Origin of the sequence: Sulfitobacter sp. HI0129 (assembly GCF_001635395.1) — a bacterium.
In the GTDB taxonomy this organism is placed as follows: Bacteria; Pseudomonadota; Alphaproteobacteria; order Rhodobacterales; family Rhodobacteraceae; genus Sulfitobacter.
In genome coordinates, this window is sequence record NZ_LWGH01000181.1 from 1 (window position 1) to 17288 (window position 17288).

Below are 17288 nucleotides of genomic sequence, written 5' to 3' on the forward strand. Positions count from 1 at the left end.
AAGCCGCCGAAATCCACCCGCTCCACGTCATCCCAGGTCAGCCCGCCATAGGCGAGGTAGGCCTCGGTGTTAACGTTCAGGGCGGGCGCTCCGACGATATAGGCCACGCGCTTGCCCTTGAGGTCGGCATAGGTCTCGATCCCCTCGTCGGCGGCGACGCCAACCGCGAGGTTGATCGCGCCGCCGTTGTTGGCCAACAGCACGCGAATGGGCTGCGGCCCCCAGTTTTCCGCACCGAAGTCGAACACGCCTTCCTGTGCCATATAGCTGCCGCCCACGCCGGTGGCCGAGAACTGCACACGCCCCTGGCGCAGCGGTTCGGTGCGCGACACGTCGTTCTTGCCCGGCAACACGCGCAGGTTCACGCCCGTTGCGTCCTGCAGCGCGGCCCCGATGGCGACCGATTGGTTATAGCCGGCCGATCCGGTGCCATAGGCTGTCCAGGACAATTGTTTCGGCAGATCGATGTCCTGCGCCGCCGCCGTCGTTGCGGTCAGGCAAACCGCCAATGCGGCTGTCTTCAGATGTTTCATGATGTTCCTCCCGGTTATTATTGTCAGCGCCACCCTTCGGAAAGTTTCCTCCCCCCGCCTCCGGATGACATCGCTTAGGACGACACTATGAATTATGAGACTGTGGTGTCAATTGAACGCCTCCGCCGAGCGCGTCCCCGCTGAAATTCGGCGGTGATGATCACGGGCACCGGGGAATGCCGAACTCCTGAATGGGGTTCGGTCCTTTCAGTATGGTTCTTCAGCGCCTTGAAATCGCCCTTCAAGCGGTAACGATCACGGCCCCTACAACGCTCACCTGTCTCTCTCAGGCCGACTCGAGCGGTTGATCTTCCGCGTTCTCGACGCTCTGGGGGCCTGCAACAGGGACATTGTCGATGAGCCGCACACCGTCGAGCCAGGCGGCCAGGAAAAGACGACCGGGGCGGTCGGCCTCAGTCATCACCTGCAGGTCGGGGTCGCTGCGCAGTTCGAGGTAGTCGATGCTGTCGAACCCGGCGGCGAGCAGTGCTTTTCTGGCCTCTCCAAGCGCCTGCGCGACTTTTCCACCCCTTCGGATGTCATTTGCCGCGATCGCCAACACCCGGGCGATCACCGACGCCGTTTCGCGCGGGCCGGCAGCCAACCGCAGGTTGCGCGAGGACATGGCGAGCCCGTCGTCTTCGCGCACGGTCGGGCAGCCGACGACGCGAGTCTTGAGGTCCAGATCCTCGGCCATGCGGGTCACCACCTGCAATTGCTGGTAGTCTTTCTCGCCGAAATAGGCGCGGTCGGCATCGCATTGCAGGAACAGCTTGGCCACCACCGTCGCGACCCCGTCGAAATGCCCCGGCCGCGTCCCGCCGCAGAGCCCTTCGCTGACGCCGGTCACTGTTATCGTCGTGGCGAAGCCCTCGGGGTACATCTGGGCACGGTCGGGCACATAGAGCACATCCGCACCGTATGGCGTCAGCTTCTCGGCATCGCTGTCTTCGGTCCTGGGGTATTTCGCCAGATCCTCGGGGTTGTTGAACTGCTTGGGGTTCACGAAAAGCGTCACGATCACCCGGTCATTCTCGGCGCAGGCCCGCTCTACCAGGCTGAGGTGGCCGGCATGCAGCGCGCCCATGGTCGGCACCGCGCCGATGCTTTCCCCGGCGCGACGCCAGCTTTCGGTCAGGGCGCGCAACTCGGCCTTGGTGCGGATGATCTTCATGTGCCGGGGTCCTCTTGGGAAAAGACATGTTCGGCGGCGGGGAAGCTGCGGGCGCGGACTTCCTCCGCATAGGTGCGGATGGCGGTGCGGGCGTCGCTGGCCAGATCGCCATAGCGTTTGACGAACTTCGGCTTGAAGGCATCGAACAGTCCCAGCATGTCGTCGATCACCAGGATCTGCCCGTCACAGCCCGCCGAGGCCCCGATGCCGACCGTGGGGATCGTGACCTCGTTGGTGATCTGATCGGCCAGGTCGGCGGGCACCTTTTCCAGCACGACCGAGAAAGCGCCGGCGCGGGTCACGGCGCGCGCGTCTTCGGCAATCCGGTCCGCATCCGCACCGCGGCCCTGTACCTTGTAGCCGCCAAGCGCGTTCACCGCCTGAGGCGTCAAGCCGATATGGGCCATGACGGGGATGCCGCGATCGACGATGAAGCGGATCGTCTCTTCCATATGGGCACCGCCTTCCAGTTTGACCGCACCGGCCCCGGTTTCGGCCATCAGCCGGGCGGCGTTGCGAAAGGCTTGTGCGGGGCTTTCCTCGTAGCTGCCGAAAGGCATGTCGATGACCATCAGTGCACGGGTCAGGCCGCGGGAGACGGCGCGCCCGTGCATCACCATCATCTCCATCGTCACGTCGAGGGTCGAGGGCAGTCCGTGCAGCACCATGCCGACGCTGTCGCCGACGAGAACCAGATCACATTCCGCATCCGCGAGCCGGGCCACGGGCGTCGTATAGGCGGTCAGGCAGACCAGCGGATCGGAGCCCTTTCGCGCGCGGATGTCGGACGCGGTAAGGCTGCGTTGCGGGGCGGATTGGCTCATGTCGGTCCTCCAGAGACAGGCTTGCTAGGGGATACGCGCTTGGGCATTTTTTCGCAAGTGCAGCATAATATTATTGCGCGCTGCTATACGTGAAAGTTATATCCGTACACGACGGATTTCCGCTTCAGAAGTCCAGCCCAAGGTCCAGAACCTGCGCCGAATGGGTCAACGCCCCCGAAGAGATATAGTCGACGCCCGTCGCCGCCACCTCGGCAATGCGATCCAGCTTCATGTTGCCCGAGGCTTCCAGAATGACCCGACCGGCGGTCATTTCTACCGCTTTCACAAGCGTTTCCGCATCCATATTGTCCAACAGGACGACATCCGCCCCGCCTTCGTCCAGCACCTCGGCCAGTTGGTCCAGCCGGTCGACCTCGATCTCGTAGCGGATCATGTGGGACGCCTGCGCCTTGACCGATTGCAGCACCGGGCGGATGCCTCCGGCGGCGGCAATGTGGTTGTCCTTGATCAGGATCGCGTCCGACAGGCTGAAGCGGTGGTTGAATCCGCCGCCATGCAGCACGGCCTGTTTTTCCATGATCCGCAGACCGGGCGTGGTCTTGCGGGTGCAGGTCACACGGGTGGCGGTGCCGCGCGTTTCCGCAACGAAAGCGGCGGTCAGCGTGGCGATGCCGGACATGCGCCCGGCAAAGTTCAGCGCGACCCGCTCGCCCGACAGGATCGAGGCTGCATCGCCCGTGATCTCCATCAGCAGATCGCCCGGCGCGATGGTGTCTCCATCCGCCTTGTGCACGGTGATCTTCAGCGCGGGATCGACGAGCCGGAACGCCAGCGCGGCAACCTGCAGGCCCGACACGACGCCGGCTTCGCGCGCATTGAGACGCGCGGCATAGCTGGTGCCGGCGGGGATGACCGTGCGGGTGGTGATGTCGCCGTAGGTGCCCCGATCCTCCATCAGCGCGGCGCGGACCAGGGGTTCAAGGATCAGGTCGGGCAGGGGAACGTGGCTCATGCCGGTTCCTTTCGGGTCTGTGTGTCGCGGATCGCCAGCGCGTCTTGCAGGGTCATCAGCGACCGGGTGCCGGTTGCGCCGTCTGTTTCAGGAAAGTCCGAGCGGAAATGTGCGCCCCGGCTTTCGCGGCGCATCAGCGCGGCGGCGGCGATCAGGACGCGGCCCGTATCAATCGCCGTGTCGATTGGGGTCATTGCCCTAGCCGGCCATCTTGGCAGAGAGGTCGATCATGCGCTGAACCGCAATACGCGCCTTGTCCGCGACGGTGGGATCGACCTCCACCGCGCCTTCCATCGTGTGAAGCGACCACAGCATCTTTTCCAGCGTGATCTTCTTCATGTAGGGGCACATGTTGCAGGGGCCGACGAAATCCACCTCCGGCAGCGCGACAGAGATGTTCGAGGCCATGGAACATTCCGTCACCCGCATCGCTTTTTCCGGGCGCTGCTGCGTCACGTAGTCGATGATGCCGCTGGTCGAACCTGAGAAATCCGCTTCGGCCACCACGTCGGGGGGGCATTCGGGATGCGCGATGATCCGGGTGCCCGGGTTCCATTCGCGGAAGTCCTTCAGGTCCTGCGCGGTAAATCGTTCGTGCACGATGCAGGCGCCATCCCACCACACGATGTTCTTTTTTGGCACCAGATTGGCGATGTTCCGGGCCAGATATTTATCCGGCGTCATGATGACCGTTTCGCTGTCCAGGCCGCGCACGATCTGCACCGCGTTGGACGAGGTGCAGCAGATGTCCGACGCGGCCTCCACCTCGGCCGTGGTGTTCACATAGGTGACCACGGGCGCGCCGGGATACTTGGCGCGCATCTCGGCGATGCCCTCGGCGGTGATGCTTTCGGCCAGCGAACAACCGGCCGCCATGTCGGGGATTAGCACCGTCTTGGACGGGTTCAGGATCTTCGAGGTCTCGGCCATGAAATGGACGCCGCACTGGACGATCACGTCGGCAATGCCGTGGTAGATCTCGGGCGTCATGTAATTGTGCGCCAGAATGACCGCGTTGCGTTCTTTCTTGAGCTCGTTGATCGCCGCCACATAGGGCGCATAGATCGCCCAGTCCGGGGGTGTCACGACACGGTCCATTCGGGCGTAGAGATCGGCCTGGGCGTCCGCGATATCCAAGGAAGGGGAAAGATCGTAATGATCCGCGAGTTCGGCGCGCTTCGCGATCTGGTCGAGCAAGGGGAGAATCTTCAAGTCAATTCGGGCCGCCGCGAAGGGCGCGACCGCACCTGAACGGTTTCGGCTGGGAAGTGTCTAATGGTCGACCGAAGCAAGGACAAGTTTCAGCGAGGGTAATATCGCAATGATATACGCTAACATGTGGCGGAAAGGCATTGGCAGACGATCACGGGCTGAGGCGTGGGAGCGCGGTAGGAATTTGGAGCGGCCCGGGTGGGGAAGTGGACGTTATTCGTATTCCGAGCGGACCCCGGAATCGATCACCCCACCCGCCGTCACCTGATTCGCGTATGTTGCTCCACCTTTTTGCCCGTCGTATCGTTGGACGGCGTCAGTGGCACGTGCCACTACCGGATTTGTCCTCGCTGTTTTAAAACAAGCCATTTATCCATCGTAGACCTGCTAAAGATCGACTGGTGCGCCACTGACCGGAAAACGAAAATCTGAGCGCTCGACGGGGCGCAAAGCAGTGTGAGAAATCTATGCCGGTTCTCGCGGGAGATTGCAGCGAGGTTACGGGTTGGAGTACGCAAGATCCAGACCGCTACCAGAACGATCCATTATGTCTCCGACTGCGCTGAAGACTGGGGCCACACCATCCGGATCAAGGAGGTCTACGAGGTCACCCCGCGCATGACCTATCCACGGCTGCCCGAGCCCACCGGACCCTGCCGACCCGAAGGTGCCGGGTGGTTCGAGCTACAAAAAATTCCTCGAAGCGCTTGCCTATCCGGTTGACGAGCAATACGAGGACGCGGGCGCGCTGGTCAGGCGGGGGCTTCGATGCCGAATTTGTCAGGCTAGACAGCATCATATAACGTTTCGACCGGCTCGTTAAGAAGCGCCCATGAGCCTGCAAACCCAAGGCCGAGGCGGTAACCGGAAACTGATCCATAATAGATTGCCAAAATGCCTGCGATTTCTTTTAACTTTTCTACCAAATCGGGCGCTTTTCAGACCCTTTTCTCCCAGCCTTAATCTCTCTCGAAAGTCACTTTTCCCGCGCAAATAGTTGTTTGAGCCGTGGCATCGGTAATCTGATCGGGTGCAAGCTTTTTCAGGTCGTGGCTCATCACAACGACATCCGCCATCAGCCCGGGAGCGATGCGGCCCTTGCGGTCTTCGTTGAATTCCGCCCAGGCATTGTCCCGGGTATAGCTGGTGAGCGTTTCAATCAGTGTCTGTGTTTGGTCGGGCCATTCAGGGCCGAGGCCCATGGGTGCGATCGCCGCCTTCACGTTCGTCATGACTTCCACCCCGATCACCGGCCAATCGGTCGAGAAGATGACGGTTGCGCCGCTATCGCGGATTTGCCGCCATGGGTAGGCCCCCGCAATCTGATGATCGTGCAGGTATTTGCCGACCCCGCCAGGGGGAAATATGCCGCCGAAGGGTGCATGACCGGGTTGGATTGACGCTACGATGTCCAGCTCGGCCAACCGGGGGATATCGTCCGGATGCATGACTTCCAAGTGTTCGATCCGGTGGCGGCTGTCGCGTTCTCCGTTGGCGGCGCGGGCGGCTTCGAAGCCGTCTATGGTGCGCCTGATCCCGGCGTCGCCGATGGCATGTACCGCAATTTGCATTCCCATGGCGTCGATGCGCCGGCAGGCTTCATTGAAATGTTCGGCTTCGAAGACCGGGTCGCCGTAGTTGTCCGTGGTCCCTGGGTAGGGCTCCAGCATCAGGGCGGTCCGGCCCTCGACCACACCGTCGATGAACATCTTCACATGGCGGCACCAGACCTTGTCGCCGGCGAAGTCGCGGCGCATGGACTCTGCTTCTTCCAAACGCTCAAGCGGGTCGAAGCTCTTGAGGTGAAAGGGTACGGCTGTGCGGCACAGGAGCGTGCCTTCCGCTTCCATCTCGCTCAGCAGTTCGAGCTGATAGCGGTTGCCGTCCATGCAGTGGAGCCCGGTGATCCCCTGTGCGGCGCAATGTTTCATACCCTCGGCGATCACCGCCTTGTCTTTTTCACGTTGTTCCGGGGTCGGGGTCGGCACCGGATCAGCCCCGGTGACGAGCCCGGCCATATCGCGCCCGCCATGGCGTGTCAGCTTCAGGATCGGACCATAGGCCCCGGGTTCACGCAGTTCCCCTGTGGCCAGTCCGTCCTCTCCCATGACGATGATGCTACCGGCATCCGTTTCCCCGCCGTGCAACAGACCGGCGAGTTCCAAGGCGGCGGTATTGGCCCATATTGTGTGATGGTCTGGCGCGAACATGGCGAAGGGTCTGTCGGGGCTGGCTTCGTCCAGTTCCTGTCGCGTGGGGGTACGCGTATCATGCAGGATCGCGTAATCGGCCTGCACGGCGAAGACGATGCGGTCTTCAGGATGGGCGTTTGCATAGGGGGCGATTGCGGCCCTGAGCGCGTCCATCCCCTGTACGCCAAAAAGGTCAAGGCAGGATAGTTCGACAGAGCCGCCGAAAAGGTGGACATGGCTATCGATGAAGCCGGGCATAACCGTCCCGCCTCGCGCATCGATCACCTTGGTCTGGGGGCCGGCGAGGTCACGTAACTCGGCGTCCGTCCCGAGTGACTGGATAACCCCATCCGAGATTGCAATGGCAGTCGCGCCCGGCGGTGTGGATTCGTCAAATGTCAGAAGCGCGCCATTGAATATGATTATGTCGGGATGCTTTGTCATAAAAATCATCTGCCTGTTGGCGGCGCGCCGCCCGGAAGGTGCGGCGCGCGGTATACCATCGAACCCGTCGCTGGGCGCAGCACCGGCAGATGCTGCGCGCCGTGCATCACTTCTGCAGTTCCGTCCAGATCTGGGTGTAGATCTTTGAAACTTCAGGGGGGCACGTTTCAGCGATATAGGCTGCGTCCTTTACCTCGTCCGGGACGACGATCTCCGGTGCTGTCTTCATGTCTTCCGGCATGAACTCCTCCGAGCCTTCGATCCCGTTCGCGTAGCGGGCGAATTCGGAAAGCATCGCGGCATTTTCGGGTTCCATGATGAAGTCGAGGAACAGCTTCGCGTTCTCCACGTTCTGGGCATCGGAAAGGATGGCCGCATTGTCCATCCAGACGGGGTATCCCGTCGCCGGGTAGCCGAAGGCGATATCGTCGTTTTGCAGACGTGCCCGCATCGACGCACCGTTCCAGTTCACCCCGGCCGCAAGGTCGCCCTTGGCGTATTTCTCGATGTTTCCGTAGTCCATGGAGAGCCAGTTCTTCTTGGCTTCCACCAGTACGTCGCGCACTTTTTTCAGCACTTCCTTGTCGCCGGTGCAGGTTTCGCCGCCGACATAGTGAATAGCCATGCCCATCACGTCGTTCATTTCCGGCACGACGTTGATCTTGCCCTTCAGTTCCTCTGGTGGGTCGAGGATGAGGGCCGCATCGTTGATGTTACCGTCATAGACGGAAGTGTTCACAGTCACGCCCACGGTGCCCCACTGCCATGGCACGGAATACTTTCGGCCCGGATCGAAGGCGACATCCATCCAGCGATCTTCGATGTTACCGTGATTTTTAAGTTCCGATGGATCGAGCTCCATCAGCAGGCCCTCCTGCACGAAGATCGGGATATAGGTCCCCGAGGGCACCACGATATCGAAGCCGTGACCACCCGCCTTGATCTTGGCCAGCGCGGTGTCGTTGCTGTCGTAATCGGTGATCGTGACGTCGACGTCGTATTCCTTTTCGAATTTCTCGATCATCTCGGGGCTGGTGTAGTTGCCCCAGTTATAGATGTTCAACTCGCCCTCGGCGAAGGCCGGAGCCGCGAACCCTGCGGCGACAATGGCGGTAAATGTCTTTCTCATTACAGTACTCCCTGTTTTGCGGTTGTGGTTACTTGCGGATTCGACTGACGAAGAAGAAGGCGATGACCATGGTCACCGAAATGCCCAGCAGGACGGTAGAAATCGCGTTGACTTCGGGCGTCACCACCCGGCGCAGCTGTCCCAGCATGTAGGTGGGTAGTGTATCCTGCCCTGCGGATTTGACAAATTCGGTGATCACCACGTCATCGAGGCTGATCACAAAGGCCAGCATGGCCCCGGCAAGGATACCCGGCCATAGCTGGGGCAGCGTAATGCGTCTGAACACCTGAAAGGGTGAGGCATAGAGATCGGAGGCCGCCTGCTCCAGCGTCAGGTCCATTCCCTGCAACCGGGCGCGGATCGGCAGGTAAGCAAAAGGAATGCAGAAGGCGGAATGCGCGATGACCAGATATCCCAACCCGGTGTAGCCTGTCTGCACCTTGATGCCTGCGAAAAAGATGAGCAGTGCCACTGCAGTGACGATTTCAGGAACCATGAGGGGCTGGTTTATCGTCGCGAAGACAGCCGAATATCCCCGGTAGGGCCTAACCCGGGTGGTGGCCAAGGCAGCAAGTACGGCCGCCGAAGTACTGATAAGGGCGGCCCAGAACGCGATGATGAGGCTGCGGACGGTCGCTTCCTGCACCTGTTCGTTGGCCCAGGCGCTGGCGTACCAGCGAAGTGAGAACCCCTCCCAGATGGCGACGGAACTGCCCGCGTTGAACGAATATACCACCAAAAGAATGACTGGCAGGTAGAGCGAGATGAAACATATGGCGGCGATGGTGGTGAAGCCGTATTGCCGCCGGATGTCGAAGCCGGTTGCCCTAGCCATGGCTGACCTCCTCCCGTCCGGCGGCCCGGACATAGAACAGCAGGGCCACCATTACGGTGGCGAGAAGTGTGATCGAAAGGGCCGCGCCAAGGGGCCAGTTGCGGCCTTGTCCGAACTGTAACTCGATCAGGTTGCCCAGCATGAGCTGTTTACCCCCGCCCATGACCCGAGGCGTCACATAGGCCCCAAGCGAGGGCACGAAGACGAGGATTGATCCCGCGATGAGCCCCGGCTTGACCAAGGGCAGAATGATCCGGCGCAAGACGGCAAAACGGCTGGCATATAGATCGTAGCCCGCTTCGATCAGGCTGAATTCGAGGCGCTCCATGCTCGCATACAGAGGCAGGACCATGAGCGGCAGGTAGACGTAGAGCATACCGATCATGATTGCCGTTTCGGTGAACAAGATCTGTAGCGGTTCGTCGATAACGCCGATGGAAATGAGAAAGGTGTTGAGCGTGCCTTCGTTGCGGATCAACTCCATTACCGCGAAGGTTCGTATGAGCAAGTTTGTCCAGAAGGGGATAATGATCAGTAGCATCCAGAAATCGCGCTGATGCTTCGGGCGGGTCGCGATGAAATAGGCCGTGGGAAAACCGAGGATGATCGCCCCGATCGTTGTGAGAAGGGATAGTTTCACAGAGCGCCAGAAGATCGACAGATGCGCATCGGCAAAGCTCAGCGTGTCATCGAAGATATCGCGCTGAAGAAAGACATTGAACCAGGCATCGGTGGAGAATTCCCATCTCACCCCGCCGTAATCCCCGGCGGTGAGGAAGGAATAAACCAGTGTGATCAGCAGCGGACCGCTCGCGGCGAAAATCAGGATCGTCAAAGCCGGGGCGAGCAGGAGCCACCGGTTGCGGGCTTCGCGTCGGTCGCGTTTGCGTGCCAGATCGCTCATCCCGTTAATCCCTCAGCACTTGACCCACGCCGCCGGGAAAGGCGATGCCCACCCTGTCGCCCTGTGCGGCGTGCTGGAACATGTCCGGATTGTTTTGCGCCCGCACGACGAAGCGCGTGCCGTCATCAAGGTCTACGTGGTAATGGGTGTCTGTGCCGAAATAAACAAGATTTGACAGCCGGCCCGCCGCAAGGCCCTCGGCCTCGGGTACGATGCGGGCGTGTTCGGGGCGTACCGCCAGAGTCACTCCGCCACCCTCTCGTCCGTCCCCGGCCCGAGCGGCGATCCGTTGACCCGACCCCAGTCGCACCTGCGCCTCCGTTCCTTCGGAAGACAGGACCTCCACAGGGAGGAAATTCGTATCCCCGATAAAGTCCGCCACGAAACGTTCGGCCGGGTGGTCGTAGATATCACGCGGGCTGCCGATCTGGCGGATCGACCCGGCATTCATTACCGCGATCCGGTCCGACATCGTCAGCGCTTCCTCCTGGTCATGCGTAACGAAGACAAAGGTGATGCCGGTTTCGGTCTGAAGTCGCTTGAGCTCGATCTGCATTTCCTTGCGAAGCTTGAAGTCGAGCGCGGAAAGCGGTTCATCCAGCAGCAGGACTTTCGGTTTGGGGGCAAGGGCCCGGGCAAGTGCCACGCGCTGTTGTTGGCCGCCGGAGATCTGGCTCGTTTCCCGGTCCGCCATCTGTTCCATCTGGACCAGCGCCATCATTTCCCCGACCGTCTGGGCAATCTCGTCCTTCGGCTTGCCCAGCATTTCGAGCCCGAAGGAAATATTCTGCCTCACAGTCAAATGTGGAAAGAGCGCGTAACTTTGGAAAACGGTGTTCACCGGGCGGTGATGCGGCGGCGACCGAAGCAGGTCTTGCCCTTCCATCGTGACGCTGCCTGCGGTGGGATCGACGAAGCCTGCAATGACCCGCAGCAGCGTGGTTTTACCGCATCCAGAAGGGCCGAGCAGGGTGAAGAATTCGTTCTGCGCGATCGTGACACTGACATCGTCCAGCGCCAGGAACCGGCTCTTTCCCGTGCCATAGGTCTTGCTGACACCGGAGATCTCAATCATGCGCCGCTCCGTTCCACCGAAGGTCCATCCTGTCGCACCCATCTTTTGATCATATTATTGTGAGGCTAATCCCATGTTCCGGAGTCGTGCAAGGAAGAAATTGACGTAACGTCCGCTTCAGGGGGCTGGAAAAGGGAAGATCGGAAGAACTGCCAACTTCCGCGAACTCCGATATATCTGGCACTGGGGGATTCAGCTTCCAGTCACTGGAAGGGTTATCTGGCATCAGTATTCGATAAAGGAACGGGCGTCGCTTTGCTCTCAAATTGAGTCTTGCTTGATTTGGGTGTTGGAACGGAAGCATTCTAGCCCTGAGCATGCTCGGGCCCGTTCACCATGATATCGCTCTCTACAAGGTCTTCAGTGGTTAATCTGGCCTTCGGCTTGACCGTTGATCCACGGAAATTCGATCACATTTCTGACGGCGCGACCTTGGCTTATGACTTCCACCTCAGGATGACGCCTTAGGGCTTCTCGGTCGGGTCGGGTCGTGACCACAATCCTGAACCGAGGATCAAACCCGATGACCAACCAGATAGCGGACGGGCGTGCTCATGGAAAAGAGCACTGATGACGACTTGCTTCGGGAGATGATCGGTTTGTCCGCCGAACGGCCGATTTATACGGAATTCGGCGCCCAGGCGGGTGCTGACTATGGGGTTGAGTGGCCAGGGAGCGTTCGGGCGATCTCCATCAGTTTCGAAAGGAAAAGTTTTTCTGCCGGCAATGCCTGATGATGACTGCGGCGTGCGAGCACGATTTCGCGCTTCCAGCGTGTTTCGAGCAATGGCACCGATCGGACAAGCCCGTGTTCTTCTTCGAGAGCGAAGATCACCCGGGTCATCATCGTGAGGTAGCCGCCCTTGCAAACCATGGATTTTAGGGTCTGGACAGAATTCGTTGCTACGGCGGGCGTTGGCGGGGTCAATCCGTTCCGGCGAAATATGCCGTCGAAGCCCAGCCAGATGGCGTTTCCTTTCTCGGGCAGGATCCAGCGGTAATTTGTCAGATCTTCAAGCGCCAGTTCAGGGTGGTCAAAGATCGGATGACTGGGGTGGCCGAGAACGCAGACCTCTTCTTCGCAAATCGGTGTGACGATAACATCTGGGGTATAGCTGGGGTTGATGCTACCTATTACGGCAAAGTCCACCCGTCCGTTGGCGACGGCATTCAGCATCTCATCTCCCGCTCCTTCCACGACCTGGACCTGAATTTGCGGGGCGGTGCGGCCGATTGCTGCGAGCGTCGGTTGCAGCAACGTCGTGATCGCGCTGGGTACCAGCCCTATCCGAACAAAGCCTGCGGCAGCCCCATTCAGCATGCGTATCTCTTCCACCACGCGGGAGGTTTCGAATTCCATCATCTCGCCGTGCCGGCGTAGCGTTTTGCCGAAATCGGTGAGGCTCATGCCACCTGCGTGCCGGTCAAACAACGGTGCGCCCAAGGTCTCTTCCAGACGCCGTAGCGATCGGCTGAGCGCTGGTTGTGTCATCCCTATGCGCTCCGCCGCCGCGTTGATGGAACCGGCACGGGCGATGGAAAGAAAGACACGCAATTCTCGATGGTTCAAAAGCATTACAAATTGTTATGGGCAAAGCTTCAAAAGGCAATAGGCAGCAGTTGGTCCGTCCGGTCTACTGGATCACACCGCAGAACAAGGAACGGGATGTGCCATCTTCAGCTGCTGCCCATGCCAAGAATGTATATCTGCACTATACTCAGGCCGAACTTGACCACGCATATACCCAAGCGGAATGGGCGTCCAACATGGCGGTTCTGATGGATAGCTGGGCGAAACGGGGCGCCCCCCTGCGCCGTGCGGATAAAGGATATAGCGAACTGGCCTATGGGCCAGACCCCTGCGAGACCCTCGATCTTTTCGGCGGCGGGGGCAGGGTGGTTCACCTGCATCTGCATGGCGGTGCGTGGCATCGTCAATCGAAGGAGGATTGCAGTTTTATCGCCGCTTCCATGCGTGCTCAGAACGTGCCGTTCGTCGTACCCGAGTTCGGGAAATTACCGGACTATCGCATGCCGGATGTGCTCGATCAGATTGCGCGCGCGACACTCTGGACATTCGACAGGTTCGTGAAAACAGGGCGGGCCGACGGGATCGTTGTCTCGGGGCATTCATCCGGTGCTCACATGGCGGCGTTGCTTGCTTCATATAATTTCGGTGGCGCGCTGCCCGTTTCCGCATTACGCGCAATCCTTTGCATCAGTGGCTCTTACGATCTGCAACCAGTCATGCTGAGTGCGCGGCGCCAATACATTCACCTGAGCAACAACGAGCGAAAGAGGCTCAGCCCGATTGAACGGATCGCCCAGATGAAGGTCCCGCTGCATCTTTTATTCGGTTCTGAGGAATCACCGGAATTTATCCGGCAATCGCTGGCCTATGCGACAGCTTTGGGAAGGGGGGGGCGGCTTGCTTCCTGCACAAGAATCGAAGGTGCGAATCATTTTGAGATGGCCGATCAGCTCGGGGTCACCAATTCCGAAGTTGGGCAGCGGTTGGAGCACCTTCTCAACATGCCACACGAAATGGGACACCGGCCCCGGGAGAGCCATTCGATTGACGCTGAGACCACGGAGAACAACAAGCCACAGAGGAGGAGATCACGATGAAACTGTTTAGATCAGGGGCGATGGCCGCTGTTATTACCATATCCAACGCCGTTGGCGCGCTGGCGCAGTCTGGCCCTGTTGCGGTGGGAACACTGCCGCAAGGCTCGCTCGGATATGCAATCGCCGCGGGCGTAGCTCAAGTAGTGTCCGACAATACCGACATCAGCATGCGTGCGGTGGGGCAGGGGGGATCTTCAGTCTTCATACCTGCGCTCAACCGGGGCGAAATCGATTTTTCCACGTCAAATACATTCGAGGCGGTTTTCGCCACGCAGGGCAGTGGCAATTTTGAAGGCAACGTTAATTCGGACATCAGAGTCGCCGCAATGTTGCAGCCGTTCGAGGTGGGCATCATGGTTGCTGCCGACAGCGATATCCAATCGTTGGAGGACTTGCGCGGCAAGCCCTTCCCCATAGGCTATGCAAGGCAGCAGCTTGTTGGCGTGATGCAGGACGCCGTGCTGGAAGCCGCGGGGATGAGCTCTGATGATCTTGACGGCGTACCGGTGCCGAATTTCGTCGAAGGAGCAAACCTGTTGGCGCAGGGGGCCGTCGTTGGGGTTATGCTGGCCCCCGGGTCTGGCGTGGTACGGCAGACCATGGCGCAGGGACCGGTTCGTTTCATCTCCGTTATCGACGGGGAAGAAGCGGCTGCCAAAGTCGCCGAGTCGCTCCCGGGAAGCTATGTCGGCCGGGTGGAGCCTGTGGATCGGTTGCCTGAAATCACCGCGCCGGTGGATTTGATCGGTTATCAGTACGCGCTATTGACCCATGCGGGTGCCGATGACGAACTTGTTTATTCAGTGGTTAAAGCCCTTCACGAAAACAAGGCCGCTCTGGCGGAAACCCATGGATCCTTCCGTCGCTTCGACCCTGCAGACATGGCGGTACAGGTAGAAGGCGCGACCTATCATCCCGGCGCCTTGCGATTTTACCGCGAAGCCGGCCTGATGGAGTGACCAAAAGTCGTGGAAAAATACCGGCCCCTCGAACGGGGGCCGGACCGCTCGCGGCGGTGCTTGCCATCAGTATGGTCGTGCTTGCGGTGGCTTGGGCCGCGGGCGTTCACAGGATGCTGCGGCTGGCCATCTATACTGAACAATTCCTGGCCGCGGTTCTTGGACTTGCCGTCGCATATGTGTTTCTGACAATTCCGCTGAACCGTCTGCCGCGAATTATCGGTCGACCTCTTGACCTTGCTTTCGCGGGGACCGCACTGGCAGGTGGTGCTTGGCTTGCGTGGCAGTACCCTGCGCTTTCGCTTGCTGCTGCGATCAATCCGAGCGACGCGTTGTGGGTTTCGGTCGCGGTTATCCTGACACTGCTGCTGGCGCTTTACCGGGTGGCGGGCTGGCCACTTACGGTGGTGGTGCTGCTCTTCGGTGGCTACGGTCTTTGGGGGGCCGCGCTACCAGGCCAGTTCCAAGCTCTGCCCATTTCGCCTGAACGGCTGTCCACGCAACTCGCATTGGATACCGGGGGGATACTCGGTACACCGCTGGCCATCGCGGCGACGGTTGTTGTGGTCTTTGTGGCGTTCGGTCGCCTTCTTGACCATCTCGGAGGCGCCGCCTTCTTTACAGATCTTGCTGCGGCGCTGATGGGTGGTTTTCGTGGCGGGGCGGCAAAGATTTCCATCGTCGCCTCGGCGCTCTTCGGGTCGATCTCGGGGAGTGCTGTTTCAAACGTGGCGACAACTGGAGTGATTACCATTCCGCTGATGCGCCGATCAGGGTTCCGGGCGGAAAATGCCGCCGGGATTGAGGCAGTCGCCTCCACTGGGGGCCAGTTGACCCCGCCGGTGATGGGAGCCGCGGCCTTCCTGATGGCGGAGTTCCTGAACATCTCTTACGGCGAGGTAGTCATCGCCGCTCTGGTACCTGCGCTACTCTACTATCTTGCGCTGTTCCTGCAGGCAGATCTCACCGCCGCGCGAGAGGGTATATCCGGAATGGCAGCGTCGGAGAGACCGCGCGCCGGTGTCGTTCTGCGCCGCGGCTGGGTTTTTGCACTGCCTTTTGTTGTCCTGATATGGGCGCTTTTCGGATTGAGTTATCAGCCTGCCACCGCCGGATTAATCGCCAGCGCCACTCTGCTTCTCGTCGGACTGGTCCTGCCAAACGCCCGGCCCGGGCTGCGACCGGACAGGTTGATCGCGGCGATTGCAGCGGGAGGGACCAGCTTTGCGCAAATCGTCGTTATCACTGCCGCCGCCGGTATCGTGATCGGAGTTTTGAATGAAACCGGGCTTAGCTTTGGCATGACGTCCTATCTTGTGGGGTTCGCGCGTGACGAGGCCCTCACACTGCTGTTTCTAGCAGCAGGAGTTTCCATCGTCCTTGGTATGGGAATGCCTACTATCGCGGTCTACGTGCTTCTGGCCGCGCTGGTCGCACCGGCGCTGACCAGATTGGGAATCGATCCCATATCCGCTCATCTTTTTGTCCTCTATTTTGGCATGATGTCGATGATCACTCCGCCCGTAGCCATAGCGGCTTTCGCCGCGGCAACACTTGCGGATGCTGGGCCCATGCGAACGGCTGTCGCTGCACTGCGGTTCGGTTGGCCCGCTTTCGTCCTCCCTTTTGCTTTTGCTTACAACCCCGCCCTGCTGTTGGCGGGGTCGGCGTGGGATGCGACGTTGGCTTTTGTTCCGACCGCCTTTGGCGTCGCGCTCGTTACAATCGGTTTTGCCGGTTGGTTCCGCAGCCAGTTGCGGGCCATCTGGCGCGTTCTGCTGGTCGCGATCGGCGTCGCGCTGATCCTTTGGCGGATTGCGATTTAGCCAATCTCCACCAGCGGGGTTTCGATAGTGCATGTAGTAGTCGGCGCCCACCTCCATATTCTGGTTCTTCCAGTGTCGTCGCCATTGACCGATCATCAGGTTTTGCTCTGGTTGGCAAAGATCAGCACCGTGATATCCAGCGCCTCGCGCGCCATGGTCCAAAGCGCCTGCACGGTATACATCGCCGAGCCGTCGCCGATCAGGCCCAGAACCTTGCGGTCCAGGCAGGCAATGGCGCATCCGATGGCCAGCGGCATCCCGTACCCGATGGAGCCAACGCAGTTATTCAGCCATGTATGCCGTGCCGCCCCCTTCGTCGCGGGAGAGAACCCGCGCCCGCTGGTCACGGATTCGTCCACCACGATGCCGTCTTCAGGAATAGCGCGGGCGATGACAGCCGCCAGCGCGTCCAGAGCGCCCCGAGTGCTGCGCCCAGATCCGTGCCCGCGGGGCGAGCGAAATGATCTCGGCATCCTCGCGGGTGAGTCGCGCAGGCTTGCCGGGATAGGCAAAGAAGCCGATGGGGGCGCGGTCACCGACCAGCACGATCCGTTTGAACCGGGCCAGAACCTTGAGCGCC

General features: G+C 60.3%; 16 protein-coding genes and 1 pseudogene. 3 read left to right on the plus strand and 14 right to left on the minus strand.

The genetic code is table 11. The annotated features are described in order from the left end of the window. From A3764_RS01745 to A3764_RS01805, 12 genes are all read right to left on the minus strand, one after another. Positions 1 to 533 (minus strand): TAXI family TRAP transporter solute-binding subunit (locus A3764_RS01745; protein WP_150122051.1); only part of this gene is annotated, 533 nt, incomplete at its 3' end. Between the two features lie 286 nt (positions 534 to 819). Then, positions 820 to 1707: a pantoate--beta-alanine ligase gene (panC, locus tag A3764_RS01750; RefSeq protein WP_067951091.1), complete on the minus strand. Its 888-nt coding sequence runs from the start codon at positions 1705 to 1707 to the stop codon at positions 820 to 822. Continuing rightward, a complete protein-coding gene (gene panB / locus A3764_RS01755; protein WP_067920112.1) occupies positions 1704 to 2531 on the minus strand; it encodes a 3-methyl-2-oxobutanoate hydroxymethyltransferase in 828 nt (275 codons plus the stop codon). The genes panC and panB overlap by 4 nt, the downstream gene beginning before the upstream one ends. Positions 2532 to 2655: 124 nt before the next feature. Beyond that, positions 2656 to 3504, minus strand: a complete 849-nt coding sequence (gene nadC, locus A3764_RS01760; RefSeq protein ID WP_067920114.1) for a carboxylating nicotinate-nucleotide diphosphorylase — start codon at positions 3502 to 3504, stop codon at positions 2656 to 2658. Then, positions 3501 to 3698: a hypothetical protein gene (locus A3764_RS01765; RefSeq protein WP_067920117.1), complete on the minus strand. Its 198-nt coding sequence runs from the start codon at positions 3696 to 3698 to the stop codon at positions 3501 to 3503. Before A3764_RS01765 ends, nadC begins: the two co-directional genes overlap by 4 nt. Positions 3699 to 3702: 4 nt before the next feature. Beyond that, the gene (gene nadA / locus A3764_RS01770; protein ID WP_067920120.1) at positions 3703 to 4701 is read right to left on the minus strand and encodes a quinolinate synthase NadA; all 999 of its coding nucleotides are present in this window, start codon (positions 4699 to 4701) and stop codon (positions 3703 to 3705) included. Positions 4702 to 5675: 974 nt separating this feature from the next. After that, positions 5676 to 7352 (minus strand): amidohydrolase, encoded by a 1677-nt coding sequence (locus A3764_RS01780; protein WP_067920124.1) that lies wholly within the window; start codon positions 7350 to 7352, stop codon positions 5676 to 5678. 106 nt (positions 7353 to 7458) lie between these two features. Next, the gene (locus A3764_RS01785; protein WP_067920126.1) at positions 7459 to 8481 is read right to left on the minus strand and encodes an ABC transporter substrate-binding protein; all 1023 of its coding nucleotides are present in this window, start codon (positions 8479 to 8481) and stop codon (positions 7459 to 7461) included. A gap of 28 nt (positions 8482 to 8509) precedes the next feature. Further along, complete coding sequence (locus tag A3764_RS01790; RefSeq protein ID WP_067920128.1) at positions 8510 to 9316, minus strand: ABC transporter permease; 807 nt, start codon at positions 9314 to 9316, stop codon at positions 8510 to 8512. Next, positions 9309 to 10220 carry an ABC transporter permease gene (locus A3764_RS01795; RefSeq protein ID WP_067920130.1) on the minus strand — a complete coding sequence of 304 codons (912 nt, stop codon included), beginning with the start codon at positions 10218 to 10220 and terminating at the stop codon, positions 9309 to 9311. Before A3764_RS01795 ends, A3764_RS01790 begins: the two co-directional genes overlap by 8 nt. Before the next feature lie 4 nt (positions 10221 to 10224). Continuing rightward, positions 10225 to 11295 carry an ABC transporter ATP-binding protein gene (locus A3764_RS01800; RefSeq protein WP_067920132.1) on the minus strand — a complete coding sequence of 357 codons (1071 nt, stop codon included), beginning with the start codon at positions 11293 to 11295 and terminating at the stop codon, positions 10225 to 10227. A 652-nt stretch (positions 11296 to 11947) separates the two neighbouring features. Continuing rightward, positions 11948 to 12871 carry a LysR family transcriptional regulator gene (locus A3764_RS01805; protein WP_067920134.1) on the minus strand — a complete coding sequence of 308 codons (924 nt, stop codon included), beginning with the start codon at positions 12869 to 12871 and terminating at the stop codon, positions 11948 to 11950. 11 nt (positions 12872 to 12882) lie between these two features. Between A3764_RS01805 and A3764_RS01810 the strand changes: the two genes are divergently transcribed. From A3764_RS01810 to A3764_RS01820, 3 genes are read left to right on the plus strand one after another with little or no spacing between them, the layout of a single operon-like run. Further along, positions 12883 to 13923: an alpha/beta hydrolase gene (locus A3764_RS01810; RefSeq protein ID WP_067951096.1), complete on the plus strand. Its 1041-nt coding sequence runs from the start codon at positions 12883 to 12885 to the stop codon at positions 13921 to 13923. Further along, complete coding sequence (locus tag A3764_RS01815) at positions 13920 to 14882, plus strand: TAXI family TRAP transporter solute-binding subunit (RefSeq protein WP_082850884.1); 963 nt, start codon at positions 13920 to 13922, stop codon at positions 14880 to 14882. The genes A3764_RS01810 and A3764_RS01815 overlap by 4 nt, the downstream gene beginning before the upstream one ends. Continuing rightward, entirely contained in the window at positions 14879 to 16708 is a 1830-nt protein-coding gene (locus A3764_RS01820) for a TRAP transporter permease (RefSeq protein WP_150120620.1), read from the plus strand. Before A3764_RS01815 ends, A3764_RS01820 begins: the two co-directional genes overlap by 4 nt. Before the next feature lie 95 nt (positions 16709 to 16803). Here the strand turns inward: A3764_RS01820 and A3764_RS25830 are convergent, their stop codons facing one another. Both A3764_RS25830 and A3764_RS25835 read right to left on the minus strand, forming a co-directional pair. Beyond that, positions 16804 to 17070, minus strand: a complete 267-nt coding sequence (locus A3764_RS25830; RefSeq protein ID WP_067920144.1) for a thiamine pyrophosphate-dependent enzyme — start codon at positions 17068 to 17070, stop codon at positions 16804 to 16806. Positions 17071 to 17080: 10 nt separating this feature from the next. Continuing rightward, positions 17081 to 17288 (minus strand): annotated as a pseudogene (locus tag A3764_RS25835) (hypothetical protein); the annotation flags it as partial.

Coding starts and splice junctions, on each gene's coding strand:
- panC (WP_067951091.1), bottom strand. CDS start 1,707: ATGAAGATCATCCGCACCAAGGCCGAGTTGCGCGCCCTGACCGAAAGC.
- panB (WP_067920112.1), bottom strand. CDS start 2,531: ATGAGCCAATCCGCCCCGCAACGCAGCCTTACCGCGTCCGACATCCGC.
- nadC (WP_067920114.1), bottom strand. CDS start 3,504: ATGAGCCACGTTCCCCTGCCCGACCTGATCCTTGAACCCCTGGTCCGC.
- A3764_RS01765 (WP_067920117.1), bottom strand. CDS start 3,698: ATGACCCCAATCGACACGGCGATTGATACGGGCCGCGTCCTGATCGCC.
- A3764_RS01780 (WP_067920124.1), bottom strand. CDS start 7,352: ATGACAAAGCATCCCGACATAATCATATTCAATGGCGCGCTTCTGACA.
- A3764_RS01785 (WP_067920126.1), bottom strand. CDS start 8,481: ATGAGAAAGACATTTACCGCCATTGTCGCCGCAGGGTTCGCGGCTCCG.
- A3764_RS01790 (WP_067920128.1), bottom strand. CDS start 9,316: ATGGCTAGGGCAACCGGCTTCGACATCCGGCGGCAATACGGCTTCACC.
- A3764_RS01795 (WP_067920130.1), bottom strand. CDS start 10,220: ATGAGCGATCTGGCACGCAAACGCGACCGACGCGAAGCCCGCAACCGG.
- A3764_RS01800 (WP_067920132.1), bottom strand. CDS start 11,295: ATGATTGAGATCTCCGGTGTCAGCAAGACCTATGGCACGGGAAAGAGC.
- A3764_RS01805 (WP_067920134.1), bottom strand. CDS start 12,871: ATGCTTTTGAACCATCGAGAATTGCGTGTCTTTCTTTCCATCGCCCGT.
- A3764_RS01810 (WP_067951096.1), top strand. CDS start 12,883: ATGGGCAAAGCTTCAAAAGGCAATAGGCAGCAGTTGGTCCGTCCGGTC.
- A3764_RS01815 (WP_082850884.1), top strand. CDS start 13,920: ATGAAACTGTTTAGATCAGGGGCGATGGCCGCTGTTATTACCATATCC.